Genomic DNA, 23,323 nt, shown 5'->3' on the forward strand with positions numbered 1-23,323 from the left:
CGCACGGGCTGCCGTGGCGGCGCCGGGAGAGCGACTCTCTCAGCCGACGGGCTCGAGTTGGACGACGAGGGGCCGGTGGTCGCTGCCCGACCCGTCGAGCGAGCGCAGCACGATCGATCCTGTCGCCTCCCAGTTCGGTGTCGAGAGGACGTGGTCGATCGGTGCGCCGGCGAGAGCGGGGATGTCCGTCGTCCAAGTGCCCACGCCGCCGTTTCCGGATTCGGATGCCGCATCGTGGCAGTACCCGAGCGTTCCGCCGTCGACACCCAGCCGTGCCATGTGATCGATGGTCGCGTTGAAATCGCCCGCCATGATCACATTGCCGGTGGCGCACTGGTCGGCCAGCCAGCGGAGGTCCTCGCGCCAGTGCTCCATATCCCCCTGGCGCGGTGCGACGGCATGCACGGCCACGACGATCGGGCCTTCACCGTCGACCGGCATGGCGACGGCGCTGGGAAGGACCGCCGTGTTGCTCGAGCCGTCCTGCGACGATTCGATGACCGAGTAGTCCCCGAGATCGGGGGAGATCAGCAGGGTCGTGGACCGCGCATCCCAGGTGTCGACGCCCACGCTGAACTCGACGTGGTGCGCCCACATGGGTCGGCCGAGTTCCCGCATGGCCACCGCGATCTGCTCGCCGGTCTCGATCGTCGTCTCCGGGAGCGAGATGATGTCCGCCTGCATCGCGACGGCTGTCTGCGCCACGGAGACGGGATCCGTCGCCTCGCCGGCCGTGTTCCACGTCATCACGCGAACGCTCGTCTCCGTCTCGGCGGGAAGCTCGGTCGTCCCGAGCCCCCGCGTCCCGACGATCACCCCGTTGCCGAGCGTCCCGACGATCGCGACCAAGGCCATCGAGAGCGCGAACCCGCGGAGAGGTCGGGCGATCGCCAGCAGCAGCATCAGGATCGCGGCGATTGCGAAAGCGACGGCGACGAGCGATCGGAAGGCCACGATCTGAGCGATCGGAAAGGTCTGCTCGACCCGGAAGAACGAGGGCCAGGTCAGCACCGCTGTCGCAATCGCGAACAGCACGGCGATGAGGATCCCGAGCACACGCAGCACGTTCCGACTCTAGAAGCCGAGGCTGGGAGAACGACCCACGCGGGCGCCCCGAGCGCTGGCGCCCGCCCCGCATCTACGTGCGGGGGTACGCTCGTGGGGTGAGCGGGCAGCGGCGATTCGAGCGGCGATTCGAAGGACCGAGCGACCTGCACCTCCACTCATTGCGATCCGATGGGACGGAACCGCCCGAGACAGTCGTCCGGGCGGCGCATCGCTACGGACTCCGCACCATCGCGCTGACCGACCACGACACGACCGCCGGTTGGGCGGAGGCGGCCGAGGCGACGACGTCGCTCGGCATGACGCTCCTGCCGGGCATGGAATTGAGCGCCAAGCACGGGTGGCGAAGCGTCCACCTGTTGGCGTACCTCTTCGACCCGGACAACCCGGCGCTTCGGGCCGAAATGGAACGCGTGCGCACGGACCGGATGGGGCGAGCCGAGCGGATCGTCCGCAACATCTCACGCGACTACGACCTGTCGTGGGCGGACGTCGTCGCTCAGACATCCGACGGCGCGACCGTGGGTCGCCCGCACATCGCCGATGCGCTCGTGGCGCGCGGCCTGGCCGTCGACCGGTCCGCTGCATTCGAAGGCATCCTGCACCCGCGCGAGGGCTATTACGAGGGTCACTACGCGCCGGATCCGCTCACCGCGGTGCGCCTGATCGTTGCTGCTGGAGGCGTACCGGTCGTTGCGCATCCGACTCCCGCCGGGCGGGGACTGATGATGCCGGTTCCGTATCTCGAAGAACTGATCGACGCGGGGTTGGCCGGATTCGAACTCGATCACCGCGAGAACACACCCGCGGGTGTGGCGGTGCTGCGCGGGATCGTCGAGCGGCGGGACCTGATCGTCACGGGTTCGAGCGACTACCACGGCCTCGGCAAACCGAACCTGCCCGGCGAGAACACGACCTCGGACGAGATGGTCGAACGGATCATTGCGCGCGGCACCGGGGTCGCGCCCGTCTTTCCCTGAGACCCGCAGCCCCGGGACGCCAACCCCGGGATACGGGAACCACGAAGCGGCCCCCACCCGGAAGAGGATGGGGGCCGCTCGTTGGCAATCAGCTCAGGCGATCAGGAGAGCGCCTTCGTCTTGATCTGGTCGTACTCGGCCTGCGTGATCGTACCGGCGTCGAGCAGGGCCTTGGCCTTGGCGATCTCGTCCGCGGGGCTCGTGCCGGCCGCCTGCTTGATGTAGTCCTCCTGCGCGCGCTGGTAGGCCTGCGCCTGGGCGGCGCTCCGCTCGCCCATGCCCCTGCCTCGGACGATCAGGTAGATCAGCGCGCCGAGCCAGTTGGTGAGGAGAAGAACGACGATCCACAGGGCCTTCCATCCGCCGCTCAGCTTGTGGTCGCGGAACAGGTCGGTGATGATCGAAAACAAGACCATCAGGTAGGCGAAGAAAATGAAGATGGCCAGGAACCACCAGATGAGGTCCCAGAAAGAACCCCAGAAGCCCTGGTACTCGTAGCTGATGGGGGTAACAGCCTCGGTGAAGATGTGCACGGGTGTGCCTTCCAATCGGATGATCGGCGCCTGCGGGCGCCACCGCTCAAGATAGCGGTTGGCGCCATCGCGCGGGGGTCGATCTGCTCCGACAGGTCAAACCCGTGCGCCGACCGCCGAGAGGGCGGCCGACGCGACGGTTTACGCGTTGGGGGCGCTGGGGGCGCCGGATGAGCCACCCGAACGGCGGCGACGACGGCGACGCGACGGCGCGGGCCGTCCATCGTGGTGCTCGCTGCCGCCACCATCGTGCGTTCCGCCGCCCTCGGCGCGCGGCGCCTCAGTACCGGCGCTCGACGCAGCGGTGGGTGCGGCGGATGCAGCGGTGCCTTCGCCGCTCTCACCCGAACGCGAACGTGAACGGGAGCGCCGCGGGCGGTCGCCGGCGGGCGCTGCGGAACGTTCCCGCGGCTCCTGCGTCTTGACGGCGGCCGTGCGGGGTGCGGTCGTGAGCCGTCCCTTGGTGCCCGCCGGGATGTCCAGGTCGGTGAAGAGGTGCGGGCTGGAGGAGTAGGTCTCGGTCGGCTCGGGCTGACCGAACTCCAGTGCTCGGTTGATGAGCGCCCACTTGTGCAGGTCATCCCAGTCCACGAACGTGACCGCGATGCCCGTCTTTCCGGCGCGACCCGTGCGGCCCGCGCGGTGCAGGTAGGTCTTCTCGTCGTCGGGGATCGTGTGGTTGATCACGTGCGTGACGTCGTCGACGTCGATGCCGCGTGCGGCGACGTCGGTGGCGATCAAGACATCCTTCTTGCCCGCCTTGAACGCGGCCATCGAGCGCTCGCGCGCCTCCTGGCTCATGTCACCGTGCACGGATGCGGTGTTGAAGCCGCGATCGCCGAGTTCGTCCGACAGGCGCTGGGCGGCACGCTTGGTGCGCGTGAAGATCACGCTCTTGCCGCGACCCTCGGACTGCAGGATGCGGGCGATGACCTCGTCCTTGTCGAGCGAGTGAGCCCGATACACGAGGTGCTTGATGTTGGCCTGCGTCAGGCCCTCGTCGGGGTCGGTCGCGCGGATGTGAATGGGGTTCGTCATGAAGCGACGAGCAAGCGCGACGATCGGGCCGGGCATCGTGGCCGAGAACAACTGCGTGTGGCGGATCTGCGAGACCTTGGTGATGATCTTCTCGATGTCGGGCAAGAACCCGAGGTCGAGCATCTTGTCGGCCTCGTCCAGCACGACCTCGGTCGCATTCGAGAGGTCGAGCAGGCGCTGGTTGTTGAGGTCGATGAGGCGCCCCGGGGTGCCGACGACGATCTGCGCGCCGGCCTTCAGCTGGTCGATCTGACCCTCGTACGCCTTGCCGCCGTAGATCGCAACGACGCTCGTCGAACGGTTCGAGGTCAGCATGTCCATGTCCTCATAGACCTGGACGGCCAGTTCGCGCGTCGGGACGACGATGAGCGCCTTGACGCCGGGGGAGGGGTCGAGCCCGAGACGCTGGACGACGGGGATGCCGAAGCCGAACGTCTTTCCGGTGCCCGTCTTGGCCTGACCGATGATGTCCTGACCCGGTAGACCGAGGGGGATCGTCTGCTCCTGGATCGGGAAGGCATCGATAATGCCTTTCGCCGCGAGGGCGTCGACGATGTCTTGATCGACACCGAGTTCGGCGAAGGTCGTCACAATATGAGCCTGTCCGGCAGTGAGATGCTGCCTGGGTGCTTGCCCCGTAGGGCAGAAAGGGTTATCCACGCCCTTCACTCAGCCACAGGCGCGGGGTCCCGATCCGACGCCGGGACGATGCCCAGCCTACCCGAGGCTCTCCGGCACGCCTCTTCCGCCACTCCCCGCGCATGCCACGGACGGTCGCGCGCCCCCGCGGCTAGGCTGATCCCGTGTTCAATTGGTTGCGCCGGCGGCGCACGCCGCGTCGCGTGCTGACCCTCCGATCCCGGGGCGAGTCATCGGGCGCCACCCGCGTCGATTTCTCCGAACTCGCACCGGACGTGCAGACCTTCCTGGGCCAGGCCGCTTATCTGCAACTCGGATATTTCGAGACGCTCACGCAACTGATCACCTCGACGCCGGAGTTGGCGCAGAAAGAAGCGCTGTCGCGGGCCGCGGGTGCGGCGCTCACGAAGCATCAGGCGATCGTTTCGCTCATCCGCGATCGGAACGAAGACCCCACCACCGTGATGCTGCCCTTCCGTGAGCAGCTCGATGCGTTCCGTCGTGTCACGAGCGGCGAGCGTCCGATGGAGACGCTGCTGAGCGTGCACCTGACCGCGGGGCTACTCGACGACTTCTACCACGCGCTCGCCTCGACCTACGGGGATACCGGGCGACGGGTATCCGTGATCCTCGAAGCCGACGACGATCGTGGCGCGATCGTCGAGATCATCGGGGCGACGATCGCGAGCGACGAGGAATGGCGTTCGCTGCTGTCGATGTGGGGGCGGCGCCTGGTCGGCGACACCCTGCTCGTCGCGCGGGCAGCGCTCACGACATCCGTCGGTCTCGATCGTGCCGCCGAAGAGAAGGTCGAGCCGGTGTTCACCGAGCTCATGGCCGCGCACTCGCGACGGATGGATGCGGTCGGCCTCAACGCCTGAGCCGCGTCCGCGAGCTTCTCAGGCGATCTTGAGGCGCGCGCTCGCGCTCGTCGTGCACGGCCCGGGCGCGAGACACGACGAGGATGACCAGAGCGGTCACGGCGGCCGGAATCAGGATTGACGCTACCCACAGCCAGGGGTTGCTCTCGGCAAGACCCAGCCAGGTCAGACTCGTGTAGATCACGGCAGCGATCGCCGCCTCCAGCAGGGGTGCCAGCGCGACACCGCGCGTCGGGCGCAACGGCACAGTGAAGTGCAGTGCCAACCCGATCGCGACGGCCGCGACCAGCGCGAGGACGATCAGCATGTCAGCCGACGAAACCGATGCGGCGTGCCTCTTCGGTGCCGAGCTCGACGTACGCGAGGGACGCGGTCGGGACGATGTAGGAATTGCCCTTGGAATCGGCGAAGGAGACGTGCGAAGCGGATGCGTCGAGCGCCTTCGCGACGGAGGCGCGGACGGTCTCGGCGGACTCGGACGTCTCGAAGTTCAGCTCACGGCCGGTGTTGGCGATGCCGATGCGAATCTCCACGGGTGACTGCCTCTCTGCTCTTCGGGCACGACGCCCGACTGCTCTGAAACTCTACGACACGGGTGGGACAGGGCCGCCCGGCTCGGTCACGCTGAGGGCGAACGCGCGCCTTCCGTGCCGCGCGGGGGCGGTCGGACGGTCGGTGTCGGGAGCCCGCGTTAGCGTGGGGGGATGAGCATGAATGGCGGCGGGGCCGACGGCCTCGACGCGGCACAGGCCGCCGTCGTCATGTTGCCCCCGGATGCATCGGGCGTCGTCATCGGGGCGCCCGGCACCGGCAAGACCGAGGCCCTGATCGCGCGCGCGGCGCGGCTGCTCACCTCCGCGAGCGTGGGTGTCGACGAGGTGCTCGTGCTCACCCCCACCCGCCAGACGGCCACGGCCCTGCGCGACCGGCTCGCGCTCGTGGGCGGGGTGGCAACACCGGGGCCCTTGGCCCGTTCGATGGCGTCCTTCGCGTTCCAGCTCGTCCGTGCCGTGGTGGTGCAGGGTGGTGGTGAGCAGGGAGGCGGTGAACCCCCGCGTCTGCTCACGGCGCCGGACCAGGACCGCATCATCGCCGAGCTGCTCGCGGGAGACGAACGGGATGCCGAGCGCGGTGTCACCCGGTGGCCCGCGTCTCTCGGCCCCGCGGTGCGGGCATCGCGCACGTTCCGCGCTGAGCTGCGTGCCCTACTCGCAGAGTGCACGGAGCGCGGCATCGGTCCCGCAGAGCTGGCGGCCGCGGGGCGGCGCCTCGGGCGCCAGGCGTGGGTGAGCGCGGCGGAGTTCATGACCGACTACCGATTCACGGTGGGCGCGATGCGCTCCGACCACCGCGATCCGGCCGAGCTGTTGCGTGAGGCAGCGGCGATCCTCGCGACCGCACCGGCGGGCGCGGCGGGTGAGGCGCTGCTCGGCCCCCCGGCTCGGCTGCGCGTCGTGCTGGTCGATGATGCCCAAGAGCTCACGCGCGGGGGGATGGCGATGCTTCGCGGGTTGCGGGCGCGAGGCGTTGCGGTGCTGGCCTTCGGTGATCCGGACATCGGGTCCGGCTCGTTTCGCGGAGCGTCGCCCGAGCTTTTCGCGCGCCTCTGCGACGCGCTCGGCACGCTTCACGTGCTGGACGATCAGCACCGGTCGACCCCGGCTCTGACCCGGATAGCGCGCGAGGTGACGTCGGCGATCGGAGCATCCGGACGCGTCGAACATCGTCGGGCGCCCGGGCCCGAGCTCGCGCCGGACGCCCGAGTGCGGACGATCATCGCGCCGAGCCCGCACGAAGAGATCGATCGCATCGCGCGGGTGCTGCGGGAGTGGCACATCGTCGACGAGATCCCGTGGTCGGCGCTCGCCGTAGTGGCCCATGACACCCGCCAGGTCGGCGAACTCGAGGCCGAACTGGCCGCGCGCGAGGTGCCCACCCGTTCGTCCAGCCTGCCGCGGCCGCTCGGCAGCGAGGGCGTGGTGCGCGACCTCGTGCAGCTGGTGCGGCTCGGCATGAGCGCGCCGGCAACGCGAGATTCCGAAGCGTTGGCAGCGGTTTTGCTCTCACCCTTCGGCGGACTCGACGCGGTCGGACTCCGGCGTCTTCGCGCGCGTCTGCGGCACGCCGAACTGGCCGACGGTGGTACCCGCCCGGCCCGGGAGTTGCTGCACGAGGCGATGGCGAACCCCCTCGATCTGACTTTGCTCGACACGCCCGAGGCCCGAGCGGCCGAGCGCTTGGCCACGACTCTGCGGGTGCTGCACGACGACGCCCAGCGCGGTGCCACGGTGCACGATCTGCTGTGGGTCGCGTGGGATCGTGCGCGGGATGGTGGGGGTCGCCCGCTGGCTCGTGTCTGGCACGAGCTCGCCACGACGCCCGGCACGCTGTCCGCAGAAAGCGGTCACGCGCTCGACGCACTCGTGGCGCTGTTCGATGCCGCCAAGCGTTTTGTCGAGACCACCCCGAACGAGGCCCCCGAAGCGTTTCTCCGTCGCATGGTCGACAGCGAGGTGCCCGAAGACATGCTGACCTCGCCGGATGTCGCCGAGACGGTGTCGCTGCTCACACCGGCGGCGGCCCTCGGCAAGCAGTTCGAGGGGATCGTCATCGCGGGCGTGCAAGACGGTGTGTGGCCGAACGTGCGTCTGCGCGGCGGCCTGCTCGATACCTGGCGGCTCGCCGAGATCGGCGGGGGTTCTGCGGCGGATGCGTCCGCGGGCTCCGAGGCGACGGACACGCTCGACCGGCGCCGTGCGGCGCTTCACGACGAGTTGCGGCTGCTGGTCCGCGCCGTGTCTCGAGCACGCAGTCGCCTCGCGGTGACAGCCGTCGACGACGATGATCGGGGCCCGAGTCCGCTGCTCAGCTTCTTCCCCGAACCCGACGACGTGGATGATCCGTCCGGTGCAGCGGAGCATCCGCTCACCCTGCGCGGGCTCGTGGCCCAGCATCGGCGGGCGCTCACGACGCCTGTGGCCCCCGCCCCGGTGCGCGCGCACGCGGCCGGTCAGCTCGTCGTGCTCGCCCGTGCGGGAGTACCCGGCGCGGCGCCACACCAGTGGTACGGCCTGGCCGAGGCATCCTCGAACGCTCCGCTGCGTGACCCCGCCCGCGCGCCGGTGCACGTCTCACCGTCGAAGCTCGATGCGTTCGACGCGTGCGGCCTGGACTGGGCGATCCGCGCCCTCGGTGGGGACACGCGTTCGTGGTCGGCGGGGGTCGGAACGATCCTGCACGCGGCCATGGAAGAGGTTCCGGGCGGCGACCGCGACGCGCTGCAGGCCGTGGTCGATGGGCGCTGGGGCGAGCTCGACTTCGAGGCGCCGTGGATGTCACGCAAGGAGCACGCGTGGGCGGGGGTGCTCGTGGACCGACTGCACGCATATCTCGAGCGCTTCCACCGCGAAGAGGGCCGCGCGGTCGGCGCCGAGGCGCGCTTCCGCCTCGCGATCGACATGGATTCCGCCGCGAGCGCCGCAGACGGTGGCGAGATGGCGCCGGATGTCTGGGCCATCCGAGACGAGCCCCGCCTCGAAACGGAACCGAGCATTCCCGAGGGACGCAGACTGGCGCTGCTCAGCGGATCGGTGGATCGCATCGAGGTCTATCCGCCCGGCCGGGGCGAAGCGCTGGATCCCGGGGACGCGGACGGCTCGGAGCGGGTGGTCGTCGTCGATCTCAAGACGGGGCGCTCGGAAGACAAGGTCACCGATGAGAAGGTCGCGGAAGACGCACAGCTGGCGGCCTACCAACTCGCTCTGCTCGAGGGGTTGCTGCCCGGAGCCGACCCGACGGCGAATGCGGGCGCCCGGCTGCTCGTCCTGTCGAAGACCCTGAAGAACACGCACTACCGCCTCGCGCGCCAAGCACCCATGGATGCCGCACGTCGCACGTCGTTCCTCCGCACCATCATCGACGTGGCCGAGGGGATGTCGTCCGACCGGTTCGATGCGAACCTCGACACGCATTGCACGACGGATCGCTTCGCCGTCTGCCGAATCCACACGATCAAGGCGGTGTCGGCCTCGTGAGCGCGTTCGTGTCGGCTGCCACCGCGTCTTCGTCGTCGCCGTCTTCGTCATCATTGCGAAGCACTGAATGGCCGGGCCGCCTGGGTCTGTCGGCCCCGGTCTTGTCGGCGGCCCTGGGACTGCCCGACCCCACGCCCGATCAGCGCGCCGTGATCGAGGCGCCGCCCAGCCCCGCGCTCGTCGTGGCAGGAGCGGGCAGCGGTAAAACCGAGACGATGTCGGGGCGGGTCGTCTGGCTCGTCGCGAACGGGCACGTGCGGCGGGACGAGGTGCTCGGGCTGACGTTCACCCGCAAGGCCGCGGGCGAGTTGGCCGAGCGAATCGATCAGCGGTTGGCGGGCATTGACGAGTTCGGGCGGCGGGGACTCCTCCCGTACCTCGAGGCGCTCGCGGCGGACGGCACCCTCGCGACGTTCTGGGCGAGGGCGGGCGCGCTGCCCGCCCGCGCACGGCGCGCCGAGCTGATCGCCTTCGTCGACGGCCTCGCTGAGACGCTCGGCGCCGTGCCTCCGGAGCAGGATGCGGCGGGCGAGGCCCTGTTGTCGCGGCCCCGCGTGTCGACCTATAACGCATTCGCCGACGCGATCGTGCGCGAGCATGGTCCACGGATCGGGCGTGACCCGGATGCCGCGCTCATGAGCCAGTCCGGATCGTGGCTGCTCGCGCGGCGGGTGGTCGTGGCGTCCGAGGACGAGCGCCTCTCCGAGCGCGGTGAGGCCTTTGCGAGTGTCGTCGATGCCGTGCACCGCCTTGCCGGTGAGCTTCTCGATAACCGCGTCGATGCCGAGAGTGTGGCCCGCTTCGGTGACGAGTGGGCCACGGCCCTCGAGCCGCTGACGAACCCCGCGCTCGCCCATCCCGGAGACATCGAGAAATTCCACGCGGCGATGAGCGGTCTACCCGTTCTCGCGGGACTGGTGAACGACTACGCCACCCGCAAGCGAGCCGAAGACACCCTCGATTTTGCCGATCAGGTAGCCGGCGCGCTCGAGATCATCGAGCGCGCGCCCGAAGTTGCCGACCAGCTTCGCGAGCAGTACCGCGTCGTGCTGCTCGACGAATATCAGGACACCTCGGTCATCCAGACGCGCCTGCTCGCGAAAGTTTTCCGAGACTCCGCGGTCATGGCCGTCGGTGACCCCAATCAGTCGATCTACGGATGGCGCGGAGCATCCGCGGACAATCTCGGCGCTTTTCCGGGCGCCTTCGCACACGGCACCGATTGCGGTCGGTTCAGCCTGATGGTCAGTTGGCGGAACGACCTCAGCATCCTGACCGCCGCGAACCGGCTCGTGGCGGGAGCGGAGCATCGCGGGGTGCCGGTGGGTGCTCTGGGGGCACGACCCGGTGCCGCGGAGGGGCGGGTCGAGTGTCGATTCGAGAAGACGATCGACGACGAAGCGGATGCGGTCGCGCGCTGGTTCGTCGAGGTGCGAGCGCGGCATGACTCTGCTGAAAAGGCGGGGGCCCAGGCCGAATCCGGCAGTCCCCGGGCCCACTCTGGCGCCGTGCTGTTCCGCACCAAGCGGCACATGAATGCATTCGCCGAGGCGTTGGCGCGGCATGACGTGCCACACCGCATCCTCGGACTCGGCGGGCTGCTGACAACACCCGAAGTCGTCGACGTCGTCGCCGCACTCCGGGTCGTCCACGACCCCTCGCAGGGGTCGTCGCTGATTCGTCTGCTGTCGGGGCCGCGCTTCGCGATCGGCGTGGCCGACCTCGCCGCCTTGCACGCCCTGGCGGATGCGCTCGCAAAGCGCGACGGTTCGCTCGTGCCGCTCCCGGCCGAACTGGTCGCACGCGTGCGTGGTTCGGCCGGCGCCGACGAACAGCCATCGCTCGTTGATGCGCTCGAGTTCGTCCGCACGGTACGCGACGACTACCGCCTCCTCGCCGACATCACGCCCGCCGGGCGCGCTCGCCTGCGCGAGGCGGGGGAGATGCTCGGGCGTCTGCGGCGGGCCGTGGCTCAGCCGATCCCCGATCTCATCCGCACGATCGAGCTCGAGCTGCGCCTCGACATCGAGCTGGCGGCGAACGAAACGCGGGGGCCCGCGCGCGTCGCGGCGGCGCAGCTGCGTGCTTTCCTCGACGAGGTGCGCGCCTTCCTGACGGCGGATGAGCGCGGCTCGATCAGCAGTCTGCTCGCCTGGCTCGATCACGCGGAAGAGACCGACGAGCTCATGCCGCGTCCGGAGCCTCCGCAGCCGGGAGTCGTGCAGCTGCTGACCGTGCACGGCTCGAAGGGCCTCGAGTGGGATGCGGTGGCGGTTGTCCGTCTCGTGCAGGACGAACTACCCAAGGCCCCGCGTTCGGTCGCCGGATGGCTCGGTTTCGGCGTGCTGCCCTATGCATTCCGCGGCGACCGGGATGCGCTGCCCGTTTTGGACTGGCGCCCGGGCGCAGATCCCGAGCGCGCCGCGTTACGGAAGGCCATCGCGGCCTATCGCGACGGTGTGCGCGACCACCAGAAGGCCGAGGAGCGGCGCCTCGCCTACGTAGCCGTCACGCGGGCTCGTTCGGACCTGCTGCTGACGGGATCGCAGTGGGGTGGGCAGAGCAAACCTCGCGACCCCAGCCCGTATCTCGCCGAAATGGTCGAGGCGCTCGGGATGCCGCCGATCGAGCCCGCCGACCCCGGCGATAACCCGTATGTCGAACGGGGCGGACAGGTGCTCTCGTGGCCCCTCGACCCGCTCGGTGCGCGGGGCCCCATCGTGCGCGCCGCCGCGGCGAGCGTCGAGAACGCGGCAACACGTGCCGATCCCGAACCGGATGAGCTGCTCGCGCGCCTGCTCGCCGAGCGCGATCTGCGTGCGAAGGGGCCCAGCCATGCGGCGCCGACGCGAATCCCCGCATCCCGCTTCAAGGACTTCGTGACGGACTACTCGGGAACCGTTGCCGCCATTGCGCGCCCCATGCCCGAGCGGCCGTACCGGCAGACGCGGCTTGGCACGCTGTTCCACTCGTGGGTCGAGCATCGGTCGGGTCGGAGCGGCGCCGGTGCGTCAACCGATGACGCGCTGTGGGAGCGTGACGACGATCCGACCGACTCCGAGGCATCCGCCGAAGACGCCGCGGACCTCGAGCGACTTCGCGCGAACTTCGAGCGGTCGGAATGGGGGTCGTTGCAGCCCCTCGAGGTCGAAACCGAGATCGACTTCGCCCTGGCCGAGACGGATGGACCCGGACGCGTCGTTATCTGCAAGCTCGATGCCGTTTATCGTCGCCACGATCGCGGGGGCCGCATCGAGATCGTGGACTGGAAGACGGGGCGCCCGCCGCGGACGGCGGCGGAGCGGGAAGAGCGGATGCTGCAGCTCGCCCTCTACCGCGTGGCCTATCACAAGGCCCGCGGCATCCCCCTGGATCAGATCGACGTCGTCCTGTACTACGTGGGCGACGATCTCATCCTGCGGGGTGACCGGCTCTACTCCGAGGCCGACCTCGCCCAGCGCTGGAAGGCGGCACGCGAGGCTCGTGCTGCCTCGATCTCCTCGTCCGGGTCAGCCGGATCAGAGGTGTCCGCATCAGTGTCGTCCGAAATCGCGGGATCGGCCGCGGCACCCGATCCGGACGCCTGACGAAGTTCGCTCCAGCTGCTCACATCGATGGGTGCGGTCTCCATGTCAGTGACCGGCACGGCGGATGGTTCGCCCAGCGACGATGACCGTTTCGCGGGCTCGCCCCCCGACGACGTGTCGCGTTCGTTCGGTTCGTGCTCGCGGGCGGCGGCGACGAACAGGGAAACCATCTCGGGGTCGTACGCGTCGGTCTGCATGGCGATGCTGCCGTCGTCTTCGGCGCTGGCCTTCGTCACGGGAGTGTCGGCGAGCACGGCCATCGCATCGTCCACGCCGACGACCGCGACCGGATCGAGGCGCGCCGCGCTATCACCCAGACCATCGACGAGCGCGTCGAGCAGAGCGACCGCGTCATCGACCACGTCGTCGCGGCGCTGTTCGTGGCCGTGCAGCAGCCACTTCGCGAATTCCAGTTCGGCGTACAGCCGTGCACGGGTGCGCAGGTCCGGGTCGGGTGAACGGTGCGCGGACGAGACGTAGGCGGCATAAACGTCGTCGGCGGCATCCGGCGCGGCCGCGAGCCATTGCAGATCCACCGCTGGGTCGCCGACGCTGAACCGGCTCCAGCCGAGGACGCCAGAAACGGTCGGTGCACCGTCTCGGTCTTCGTAGCGGAAGGACGACGCGACCGCGTCACCGAGTACAACGCACGGGTCGAATCGCCAGAGTGCTTCGTCCTCGGCTGCGCGGCGCCACCGTGTGGCGAGGGCGACGGGCAATCGGCGAGTGGACGCGGCCCGTTCGACGAGGGCGACGACCGCCTCACGAACCTCTTCCGCGGTCTTGACGGGTAGTCCCTCAGCACGGACGACGGATGCGGGGAGTGCGTGCAGGGCGGCCAGGGCGATGCCGATGGAGGTCGCGGCCCCCGGGCCGGCGGGCAGGTCGCCCGCCTCGACGCGATAGCCGGGCACCAGGTCGGTGAGCAGGGCCCGACCTTCGGCGAGTGCGACCTCGCCGAGGGGACGAGGCGCCGCGAAGGGCAGGAGGGCGCGGGCGCCCGGGGTCAGGGCGCGCAGGGCGAGCGCCTCGGTGGCGAGGTCGCTGGCGGCGGATGCATCCACCGGTGCGCGCACGACGACCTGGGATCCGTCGTCCAGCCCGACGACGGCGCTGTCGTAGCGTCCGCCCTCGCCTGTCGAGAGGGCAGCCGTCGAGACGATCGCGGCCTCGGGCAGGGCTGCGCTCACCGACGCGGCTAAAGTGAGGGGGGAGCCAGTCATGCCCCCAGGGTAGGTCTGTCCTTGCACGCACTACCCGCGCCACGCCCGCGAAAGAGGTCTTCCATGACGGTCCCGGGCCTGCCCAGGGTGATCACGCCCCCGGTCTCGCCGATCGACCGCTCGGCGCTGGACCGCGATCTTTCCGATGCACTCGCGGTTCTCGCGGCCGAGCCCGGTGCCCGCGTTTTGTTGCTGCGGCGCGGTCGCGCTCCGCTCGACGAGTCCGGTGCGATCGTATTCGTGCCCGCTTCGGCTGTTGCCCCTGGCGCAGACACCGAGGCGATCGTGGCGTTCCTTGGTCGCGATGCCACGGGCCCGGTCCTCCTGGCGCTGCTAGACGAAGAGGACGATGCCCCGGTCGATCCCGCGGGTGGGTGGGCGGAGTTGCGTGAGGTGGGTGGCGCGCTCGGGCTCGAGGACGCGGCCTTCTTCGTCGAGGCGCTGTCGCTGGCACGGTGGATCCGAGACGCTGCTTTCTGCCCCGCGTGCGGAACGCGGACGGAACTGCGAAACGCCGGATGGTCGAGACACTGCCCATCGTGCGGCCGTGAACACTTCCCTCGCACCGACCCCGCCGTCATCGTCGCGGTCACGGACGGTACCCGCTTGCTGCTCGGATCGAACGCCGCCTGGCCCGAAGGGCGCTACTCGTGCTTTGCGGGTTTCGTCGAGGCCGGGGAGTCGGCCGAGGAATCCCTCGTGCGCGAGATCGAGGAAGAATCGGGCGTGCGCATCGCAGCGATCGAGTATGTCGGGTCGCAAGCATGGCCGTACCCGCGTTCCCTGATGCTCGGGTACCTCGCCTTCACCGAGAACTCCGAGGCCGCGCGTCCGGACGGCTCCGAAATCGTGGATGTCCGCTGGTTCGAGCCGGACGAGGTGGCCCGGGCGCTCGCCGGTGACGGCGATGTGACGCTTCCCGGGCCGTCGTCCATTTCCCGCGGACTCATCGAGCAGTGGCTCGAGCGGGTCACGGAGCGATGACAGATGTCTCGGAGGGCGCCGAGCGTGCCCTGAACGATCTCGACGAGCATCAACGTGAGGCGGTGCTCGCCGTTCGCGGACCCGTCTGCGTGCTTGCGGGGGCGGGGTCCGGCAAGACCCGCGTGATCACGCACCGCATCGCCTACGGCGTCGATAGCGGGATGTATTCGCCACCCCGAGTGATGGCCGTGACATTCACGACCCGCGCGGCGGGAGAGATGCGGGGGCGCCTGCGGTCGCTGGGCATCGAGGGGGTTTCGGCGCGCACTTTTCACGCCGCCGCGCTCGCGCAGCTGAACTACTTCTGGCCGACGGTTGCCGGTGGGGAGTCGGCCCCGCCGGTCCTGCCCAACAAGGTGCGCGTGCTCTCCGATGCGGCGAGTCGCCTGCGTCTGAATCTCGACGGGGCGACGCTTCGCGACGTGGCGTCCGAGATCGAATGGCGGAAGGTCACCCTCCGCACGATCGAAGACTATGCACGAGCCGGCCGCCCGGGCCTCGGGCGTCTGAGTCCCGACGCTGTGGTTGGTCTGCACGAGGCCTACGAGAAGCTCAAGGATGAACGGCGCCAGCTCGACTTCGAAGACATCCTGCTCGCCTGCGCCGGCATGATCGAGTCCGAGCCGCGCGTTGCGCGCGCCGTCCGCGAGCAGTACCGCCACTTCACCGTGGATGAGTATCAGGATGTCTCGCCGCTCCAGGAACGACTCCTCTCGCTCTGGCTCGGCGACCGGGACGATCTCTGCGTGGTCGGAGACGCGAGCCAGACGATCTATTCGTTCGCGGGCGCTGACCCGCGCTTCCTGCTGGATTTCGAGCGACACCACCCCGGCGCGCTGATGGTGCGCCTCGAGCGCAACTATCGCTCGGCGCCGGCCGTTCTCGCGACGGCCAACGCACTCATGCGTGGTCGTCCGGGGGCTCTCGAGCTGGTCGCCGCGGGTGCGAGCGCACCCCCGGCCGAGCAGCAGGTCGACACCCGCCCGGCAGTACCGCCCGCCACAACCGCAATGCATCCCGACGACGACGCCGAGGCGGCGGCGGTCGCCCGCGATATCAAGCGGCGACTCGACGGGGGCGAGACGGCCGAGGGTTTCGCCGTGCTCTATCGCGCTCATTCGCAGTCGGCAGCGCTGCAGCGAGCGCTCGCCGCCCAAGACATCGCCGCGAGCGTCCTCGGTGGCAAGCGGTTCTTCGAGCTGCCCGAGGTTCGTGATGCGGTCATGGTGCTCCGCGGCGAGTCCGTCGCGGGTGGTTCGGGCGAGCTCGTTCCGATCGTTCGCGATCTGCTGCGCTCGCGCGGGTACACCGAGACGCCGCCCCCGGCGGGTGGGGCGCTCCGTGATGCGTGGGAAGCGCGCGCGACGCTCTTGCGTCTGGCGGAGGATGCGCCGCCGGGCACGACGCTGCGCGCCTTCACGGACGATCTTCAGGCACGTGCCCGCGACCAGCACGATCCGGGGCTCCGCACCGTGACCCTGGCGACGATCCATGCGGCCAAGGGGCTCGAATGGGATCACGTACACGTGATCGGTTTGTCCGAGGGACTGTTGCCGATCTCGTATGCGCGGGGACTCGAGCAGGTCGACGAGGAGCGCCGGTTGCTCTACGTCGCCCTCACGCGGGCACGGCGTTCTGTCTCGCTGTCGTGGTCCGCCGGGAACGGGAGAGCGGAGCGGGAGCCTTCGCGTTTCCTTCAGGAGCTCGGCATCCGCACTCATCGTGCGGCCGGTGCGCCTGCTGCCGCCGCCCGCCCGCCGCGTTCACCGTCACAGAGCGCCCCTCCGCGGAACGCGGGTCCGCGAGGATCCTGATGAGTGCCGCAGCGCTCTCGTGGATGAGCTCGGGCGAGGGAACGGGTGCACCAGCAGAGAGCAACTGGAGCGCCAGCATGGGCCAGGCGTCGTCGGCGTCGCGCCGCTCGAGGTGAAGACACGTGAGGCAGGCCGTCACACCCGGCACGATGAGCGGACCGATGACGATGCCGGAGCCGCCGACCACGACCGGCAGATGAACCCGGTCCGCGCGTAGATGCGGAGCAGCGCGCCGCGGGTCGAGCACGTGCCGCGCGAACATCACCACGACATCCGCACCGGATGCCTCGGCGCCGGGTCGATCGTGTTCGCCCGGATCGGCCTCCTCGATGACCGTCACCCGGTACGCGGATGTCTCGAGCGCCATCCGTATCGCGACGACGAGCGGATCGTCCGAACCTCCCCGCGGGGCTTCGAGCACGATCCCGCCGGGAGCGCTCCGCCGCTCCAGATCGATCCGGAGCAGGGCCGAGCCCAAACGTCGGAGAAAGGCCCGGACCTCTCGGGGATGCACGCGTTGCAACTCCGCCCAAACATCTACACCCGTATCGGGCAGACCGCGCGTGAGCTCGAACAACAGGCGCTCCTGCCACGGCGAGACATCCGTCAAACGTGAATGGGCGTGTTCGCCGAGCTGCATCGTCGTCGCGTCGCGCCAGAGCGGGGTGTGGGTCTGATCCAGACGGAGCATCACGGTCATCCCGTGATTGTGTCCTGCCGGGCGGTCGTGGGCGGGGGATTCCACAGGCGGACGGGAAGGTCCACGCTCAGCTGCCCCTGTGGAGGACGAACGGTGTCAGCGCGCCGGCTCGTCGGGCGCTCCGCCGTCGGCCGTGGAGTCGCCGGTCTCGTCCGGACCGGAATCCGCACCGGTGTCCGGATCCGTCCGGGGGTCGGACGACTCCTCGCCGGCGAGAATCCGAGCGATCGCGTCGTCGAGCTCGTCGAGTTCCGCCTCGGGCGCGTCATCGCCGAGAGCGCGACGGCGAAGGCTGTCGATGATCCGCGACGGGTCGTCGATGTCTTCGGAACTCGGCATGAAGTCCGCGTAATCCCACAGCGAATCGCGGGCTTCGACACCCACGGCATCGGTGATCGCGCGCCACATGGCGGCCGCTTCACGCAGGCGGCGGGGTCGCAACTCCAGTCCCACGAGCGATGCGAGCGCCTGTTCCGCCGGTCCGCCCGCGGCACGGCGACGGCGGACGGTCTCGGCAATCGCCGCGGCCTTCGGCAAACGCGCGGTCGCATCCTCGGTGACGACGTCGACCCACCCCTCCACGGTCGCGAGGAGGCTCTCGAGGCGCGCGAGGGCCGACCGCTGGGCCTCGGTGTGCTCGGGCAGCAACGCGCCGCTTTCGAGCGCCGTGCGCAGCTCGTCCGGGCGCGAGGGGTCGAACCGGGATGCAAGGTCTTCGAGAGCATCCGTGTCGACATCGATCCCGCGTGCGAACTCGGTGACCTGCGAGAGCACGTGCAGACGCAACCACTTCGCGTGACGGAAGAGACGGGCGTGTGCGAGCTCGCGCACCGCGACCGCCAGGGCGAGCTGATCGTCCGCGATGTCGAGGTCCCGGCCGAAATCGACGAAGTTCTGCGGCAGGATGGCCGCTTCGCCGGCCGGCATCACGGGGATTCCCACATCGCCCCCGCTGATCACCTCGGTGGAGAGTTGCCCGACGACCTGGCCGAGCTGTGTCGCGAACAGCGATCCGCCGAGCGAGCGCATGACCTTGCCCGCGCCCTGGAGAAGCGGCTTGAGCTCTTCCGGTGCCTGCTCGGCGAGCGTGCGGGTCAAAGCATCCGTGATGCTCGTCGCAACGGGTTCGGCGAACTCCTGCCAGACGGGCAGGGTCGCGCTCACCCATTCGGCGCGCGTCATGATGCGGGGGGTCTGCGCGAGTTCCGAGATGACGGTCGCTTCGCTCAGCCACAGATTTGCGAGCGTGAGCGCGCCGTCCAGGTCGACGCGGTCGCCATCGGTCACGCTCAACCCGCCGGCGCGAGCGAGCTGCAGGGCCTGCTGCTCGGCGACACCCCACGGGATGCCGTCTCCGGCAGCCATCGCGCCACGCAGCTGCTGCTGAACCATTGCCATCATGGCGGGGTCCAACGGCATGCCGGTCAGCCGCTCGAACTGCGCCGGATCGATCTGTCCGCCGCCTCCGAGCATGCGCCGCAGAAGCTCTTCGAAGTCGTCTTCGGGGTTCTCGTCGCCAGGCACTTCAGCCGCCTCTCAGCGTCGTTCGGGTGGGTGGTTCTACGCTAGTCGCAGCCGACTGTGGCCCCGCCGGGGTCGGGCCCGCATTGCTTACGCCGTTCGCGAACGGCGCCCGAAGTCCCGCTCCGTCCCGCGGAGCGAAGAAAGGTCCCACCGTGGCGCTGTTCGACGAAGACGTCCGGGTCGTGCCCGCGCAACGACCTCCCCTGCGGCGTGCCACGAGGATCGGCATCATCGCGCTCGCGGTCGCCCTGGTGTGCCTGGCGACGCTCACGTTCCTGCCCACGGGCTACGTGATCCAGCAGCCCGGCCCGGTCTACAACACGCTCGGAACGGCGACGGGGGCGGATGGCGCGGCCGTTCCCCTCATCGAGGTCGAGGGTGCGGAGACGTTCGAAACGAGCGGCGCTCTGGACCTCACCACCGTCCAGGTCGTCGGTAACCGCGAGCGGACGCCCACCTGGCTCGAGCTCATGGGCGCGTGGTTCGACCGTTCTCGCGCGGTCGTGCCGCTGGACTCCGTGTTCCCGGCGGGCCAGACGAGCGAACAGCGCTCAGAGCAGAACGCTCAGCTGATGGTCGACTCGCAGCACGAGGCGACGGTTGCGGCCCTGCGCGAGCTGGATTACCAGGTCGACTCGCGAGTGCGGATCCACTCGCTACCCGAGGGGTCGCCGGCGGAGGGCATCCTCGAGCCGGATGACATCGTCCTCGCGGCGGAAGGTCAGAACGTGACCGACGTCACCGAGCTGCGCGACATCATCCAGGAGACGGATGGCGCGCCGGTCGCCCTCACGATCGAACGCGACGGGACCGAGATGACGGTCGACGTCACGCCCGTCCTCAACGAGGACGACTCGGCCTACCAGGTGGGGGTGTCCACGATCGTCGACTATGACTTCCCCGTTCAGGTCACGATCCAGCTCGACAACGTGGGAGGCCCGAGCGCTGGCCTGATGTTCGCCCTCGGGATCATCGACACCATGACTCCCGATGACCTCAACGGCGGCCTGCAGGTCGCGGGTACGGGCACGATCACGGCAGACGGCGTCGTCGGGCCGATCGGCGGCATCCGTCAGAAGCTCTACGGTGCACAGGGCGCGGGGGCGGAGTACTTCCTCGCACCCGAGGCGAATTGCGACGAGGTCGTGGGGCACATCCCGGACGGCCTGCGGGTGTTCTCCGTGGCAGACCTCGACGACGCGGTGGCGGCTCTCGACGCCGTGAGCGCCGGGGGCGACCTCGACGCGGTGCCCTCTTGCACCGCTCCGTAACCGAAACGTGGCCTGATACCCGGTCTTCTCCCTGGCTCGGGGCAGACTCCGCGCAAAACCGGGCGCCTAGGATGGATGGGTGACCACGACTTCCTCGAAGCCAGCGGCCCCCCGCACTACACGACGCGTTGTGACCATCTCCTTGGTCATCATCGCCGTACTGCTTGTCGGGTTCTTCATCTTCGCTTCCCTGTACGCAGACTTCATGTGGTACCAGCAGATCGGGTTCGACTCGGTCCTGGTGACGCAGTGGCTCGCCCGCGCGACGATGTTCGTCATCGGATTCCTCGCGATGGCCGTCCCCGTCTGGCTGACGATCCAGCTCGCTTACCGGCTCCGACCGGTCTACGCGCGACTGTCGAGTCAGCTCGATCGCTACCAAGAGGTCGTCGAACCGCTCCGTCGCCTGGCGATGTGGGGGATCCCGGTCTTCTTCGGCTTCTTCGCGGGCTTCTCGACGTCCACCCAGTGGGAGACCGTCTGGCTCTGGGTGAACGGTGTGACGACCGAAACCACCGACCCGCAGTTCGGTCTCGACACCGGGTTCTACCTGTTTGCCATGCCGTTCTACAGCGCCGCGCTCGGATTCATCTCTGCTGTTCTGCTGATCTGCCTGGGCCTGACGGGCGTCGTGTCCTACCTCTACGGCTCCGTCCGCGTCGGCCAGCGCGAAGGCGGGCGTTGGGAGCTGCGGATCTCGAAGTCCGCGCGTATCCAGCTCGCGATCCTCGCCGGCCTGTACCTCGTCGTCCAGGCCGCGAGCCTGTGGCTCGATCGTTACAAGACGCTGAGCGAGACGGGCGACCTGATCACGGGACCCGGCTACACCGGTGTCAACGCGGTCATCCCCGGCCAGGCCATCCTGGCGGGCATCGCGGCGTTCGTCGCCATCCTCTTCTTCGCCACGGCCATCATCGGTCGTTGGCGCTTCCCACTCATCGGTACCGCACTGCTGATCGTCTCGGCGGTCGTGGTGGGCGTCGGCTATCCCTGGATCGTCGACCGTTTCCAGGTCGCGCCGAATGAGTTCTCGCTCGAGGAGCAGTACATCGACCGGAACCTCGAGATGACGAAGGTCGCCTACGGCATCGACGGTCTGGAAAAGACCGAGACGACCGCCGTGACGGATGCCGAGCCCGGCGCCCTGCGCGAGGACGCCCAGACCACGGCATCCATTCGCATCATGGACCCCGCGATCATCAGCCCGACGGTCCGTCAGCTCGAGCAGTTCCGGGCCTACTACCAGTTCACCGACCCGCTCGACGTCGACCGCTACGAGATCAACGGGGAGTCCCAGGACACCGTCGTCTCGGTCCGTGAACTCGACATGGAGGCGCTGGGTACCGCCGGCACCTGGCAGAACCGCACCGTCGTCTACACGCACGGCTACGGCCTCGTCGTGGCCGCGGGCAACCAGCGCACGAGCGACGGCAACCCCGTCTTCCTCGAACGCGGAATCCCGGCGACCGGATTCCTGAGCGACAGCGAGAACTTCCAGCCCCGCGTGTACTTCGGCGAGCAGTCGCCGGTGTACTCGATCGTCGGTGCGCCCGAGGGGACGACCCCGGTCGAGCTCGACTATCCGCGCGGATCTGAGGACGGTCAGAGCGAGACGAAGACCACGTTCGAGGGTGACGGTGGCCCGAAGATCGGCACGCTGTTCGACAAGCTGATCTACGCGCTGAAGTTCCAGTCCACCGACATCCTGCTCTCGGACTATGTCAACGAGGACTCGCAGATCCTCTACGACCGTGACCCGAAGACGCGCGTGCAGAAGGCCGCTCCGTACCTCGACCTCGACAACGACCCGTACCCGAGCGTCGTCGACGGTCGGATCGTGTGGATCGTGGACGGATACACGACGGCGTCGACCTACCCGTACTCGCGCACCGTGAGCCTCTCGGATGCCATCGCCGACACGACGAACCCGACCCCGCGGTTCACGATCGACGACATCAACTACATCCGTAACTCGGTCAAGGCGACGGTCGATGCCTACGACGGAAGTGTGACCCTGTACGCGTGGGACCCGGAAGACCCGCTGATCCAGGCGTGGCAGAAGGTGTACCCGAACACGATCAAACCCATCAGCGAGATGTCAGCCGAACTCATCAGCCACGTGCGGTACCCGACGGATCTGTTCAAGGTGCAGCGCGCGACGCTCGGTCAGTACCATGTCGATGACGCGCAGTCGTTCTACCAGCGCGACAACGCGTGGGCCACGCCGGTGGACCCGCAGGACACGACCTCGACGCGTTTGCAGCCGCCGTACTACCTGACGATGCAGATGCCGGGTCAGGACGAACCGTCCTTCTCGATGTTCACGACGTTCATTCCCCCGGGAACGGGTACGGCCTCGCGAAACATCCTCACGGGCTACCTCGCGGTGGATGCCGACGCCGGATCCGACAACGGCGTCAAGGCCGAAGGGTATGGTGCGCTGCGGATGCTCGTCGTGAGCGCGGACACCACGGTTCCCGGGCCCGGACAGGTGCAGAACACGTTCGACGCGGACCCCGTGGTTTCGGGCCAGATCAACTTGCTGCGCCAGGGCCAGTCCGAGGTGCTCAACGGAAACCTGCTGACCCTTCCTGTCGGTGGCGGGTTCCTGTACGTGCAGCCCGTCTTCGTCCAGTCATCCGGTGGCACTCAGCTGCCGACGCTGCAGAAGGTTCTTGTTGCGTTCGGCGACCAGATCGCATTCGAGGACACGCTGAACGAGGCGCTCGACACGCTCTTCGGCGGGGATTCGGGAGCGGATGCCGGTGACGGAACCGTCGAGCCGGACCCGGATGCGACGCCGGGTGACCCGAGCGCGACACCGACCGACCCGTCGGATGGTGGCGGCGGGAGCATCGATGTTCAGGAGCAGGCCCTGCTGAACGATGCGCGCGAGGCGATGCTCGAACGCGAGACGGCCCTGCAGGCCGGCGATTGGGCGGCGTTCGGCGAGGCCGACGCCCGCCTGACGGACGCAATCGACCGGCTGCTCGAGCTGACCGCCGAGTAGTCCACGTCGCACACGAGACGGTGTCACCCCTGCCGGTGTG

Annotated in this window: 14 protein-coding genes and 1 pseudogene; 8 read left to right on the forward strand and 7 right to left on the reverse strand. The window is 69.0% G+C overall.

The window, feature by feature from the left end:
• Positions 1–39: 39 nt before the first annotated feature.
• Positions 40–1,065, reverse strand: a complete 1,026-nt coding sequence (locus tag CGU34_RS07535; protein ID WP_100813744.1) for an endonuclease/exonuclease/phosphatase family protein — start codon at positions 1,063–1,065, stop codon at positions 40–42.
• Between the two features lie 98 nt (positions 1,066–1,163).
• Between CGU34_RS07535 and CGU34_RS07540 the strand changes: the two genes are divergently transcribed.
• Complete coding sequence (locus CGU34_RS07540) at positions 1,164–2,045, forward strand: PHP domain-containing protein (protein WP_100813745.1); 882 nt, start codon at positions 1,164–1,166, stop codon at positions 2,043–2,045.
• A 101-nt stretch (positions 2,046–2,146) separates the two neighbouring features.
• Here CGU34_RS07540 and CGU34_RS07545 read toward each other — a convergent pair whose 3' ends face one another.
• Entirely contained in the window at positions 2,147–2,578 is a 432-nt protein-coding gene (locus CGU34_RS07545; protein WP_232711584.1) for an SHOCT domain-containing protein, read from the reverse strand.
• Between the two features lie 141 nt (positions 2,579–2,719).
• A complete protein-coding gene (locus CGU34_RS07550) occupies positions 2,720–4,207 on the reverse strand; it encodes a DEAD/DEAH box helicase (RefSeq protein ID WP_100813746.1) in 1,488 nt (495 codons plus the stop codon).
• 212 nt (positions 4,208–4,419) lie between these two features.
• Here CGU34_RS07550 and CGU34_RS07555 point away from each other — a divergent pair, with 212 nt between their 5' ends.
• Complete coding sequence (locus tag CGU34_RS07555; RefSeq protein ID WP_036299643.1) at positions 4,420–5,136, forward strand: ferritin-like fold-containing protein; 717 nt, start codon at positions 4,420–4,422, stop codon at positions 5,134–5,136.
• On the opposite strand, the gene CGU34_RS07560 is transcribed toward CGU34_RS07555, so the two are convergent.
• On the reverse strand, positions 5,126–5,443 hold the full coding sequence (locus tag CGU34_RS07560; RefSeq protein ID WP_100813747.1) for a hypothetical protein: 318 nt from the start codon (positions 5,441–5,443) through the stop codon (positions 5,126–5,128). The two genes, CGU34_RS07555 and CGU34_RS07560, sit on opposite strands and share 11 nt — an antisense overlap.
• A 1-nt stretch (position 5,444) precedes the next feature.
• Positions 5,445–5,669 carry a DUF3107 domain-containing protein gene (locus tag CGU34_RS07565; protein WP_036299639.1) on the reverse strand — a complete coding sequence of 75 codons (225 nt, stop codon included), beginning with the start codon at positions 5,667–5,669 and terminating at the stop codon, positions 5,445–5,447.
• 171 nt (positions 5,670–5,840) lie between these two features.
• Between CGU34_RS07565 and CGU34_RS07570 the strand changes: the two genes are divergently transcribed.
• Both CGU34_RS07570 and CGU34_RS07575 read left to right on the forward strand, forming a co-directional pair.
• Positions 5,841–9,170 carry an ATP-dependent DNA helicase gene (locus tag CGU34_RS07570; protein ID WP_232711585.1) on the forward strand — a complete coding sequence of 1,110 codons (3,330 nt, stop codon included), beginning with the start codon at positions 5,841–5,843 and terminating at the stop codon, positions 9,168–9,170.
• A 53-nt stretch (positions 9,171–9,223) separates the two neighbouring features.
• Positions 9,224–12,757: a UvrD-helicase domain-containing protein gene (locus CGU34_RS07575; protein ID WP_440344733.1), complete on the forward strand. Its 3,534-nt coding sequence runs from the start codon at positions 9,224–9,226 to the stop codon at positions 12,755–12,757.
• A 458-nt stretch (positions 12,758–13,215) separates the two neighbouring features.
• Here CGU34_RS07575 and CGU34_RS17520 read toward each other — a convergent pair.
• Positions 13,216–13,980 (reverse strand): annotated as a pseudogene (locus CGU34_RS17520) (phosphotransferase); the annotation flags it as partial.
• 63 nt (positions 13,981–14,043) lie between these two features.
• On the opposite strand from CGU34_RS17520, the gene nudC reads away from it, so the two are divergent.
• Both nudC and CGU34_RS07585 read left to right on the forward strand, forming a co-directional pair.
• Positions 14,044–14,964 (forward strand): NAD(+) diphosphatase, encoded by a 921-nt coding sequence (gene nudC / locus CGU34_RS07580; protein WP_100813748.1) that lies wholly within the window; start codon positions 14,044–14,046, stop codon positions 14,962–14,964.
• On the forward strand, positions 14,961–16,778 hold the full coding sequence (locus tag CGU34_RS07585) for an ATP-dependent helicase (RefSeq protein ID WP_100813749.1): 1,818 nt from the start codon (positions 14,961–14,963) through the stop codon (positions 16,776–16,778). Before nudC ends, CGU34_RS07585 begins: the two co-directional genes overlap by 4 nt.
• A gap of 796 nt (positions 16,779–17,574) precedes the next feature.
• Here CGU34_RS07585 and CGU34_RS07600 read toward each other — a convergent pair.
• Complete coding sequence (locus CGU34_RS07600; RefSeq protein WP_051513669.1) at positions 17,575–18,951, reverse strand: zinc-dependent metalloprotease; 1,377 nt, start codon at positions 18,949–18,951, stop codon at positions 17,575–17,577.
• A gap of 203 nt (positions 18,952–19,154) precedes the next feature.
• On the opposite strand from CGU34_RS07600, the gene CGU34_RS07605 reads away from it, so the two are divergent.
• Both CGU34_RS07605 and CGU34_RS07610 read left to right on the forward strand, forming a co-directional pair.
• Positions 19,155–20,273 carry a YlbL family protein gene (locus CGU34_RS07605; RefSeq protein ID WP_036299631.1) on the forward strand — a complete coding sequence of 373 codons (1,119 nt, stop codon included), beginning with the start codon at positions 19,155–19,157 and terminating at the stop codon, positions 20,271–20,273.
• Positions 20,274–20,352: 79 nt separating this feature from the next.
• The gene (locus tag CGU34_RS07610) at positions 20,353–23,283 is read left to right on the forward strand and encodes a UPF0182 family membrane protein (RefSeq protein ID WP_036299629.1); all 2,931 of its coding nucleotides are present in this window, start codon (positions 20,353–20,355) and stop codon (positions 23,281–23,283) included.
• Positions 23,284–23,323 lie beyond the last annotated feature (40 nt).

Source organism: Microbacterium lacus (genome assembly GCF_002812805.1).
GTDB lineage: Bacteria > Actinomycetota > Actinomycetes > Actinomycetales > Microbacteriaceae > Microbacterium > Microbacterium lacus_A.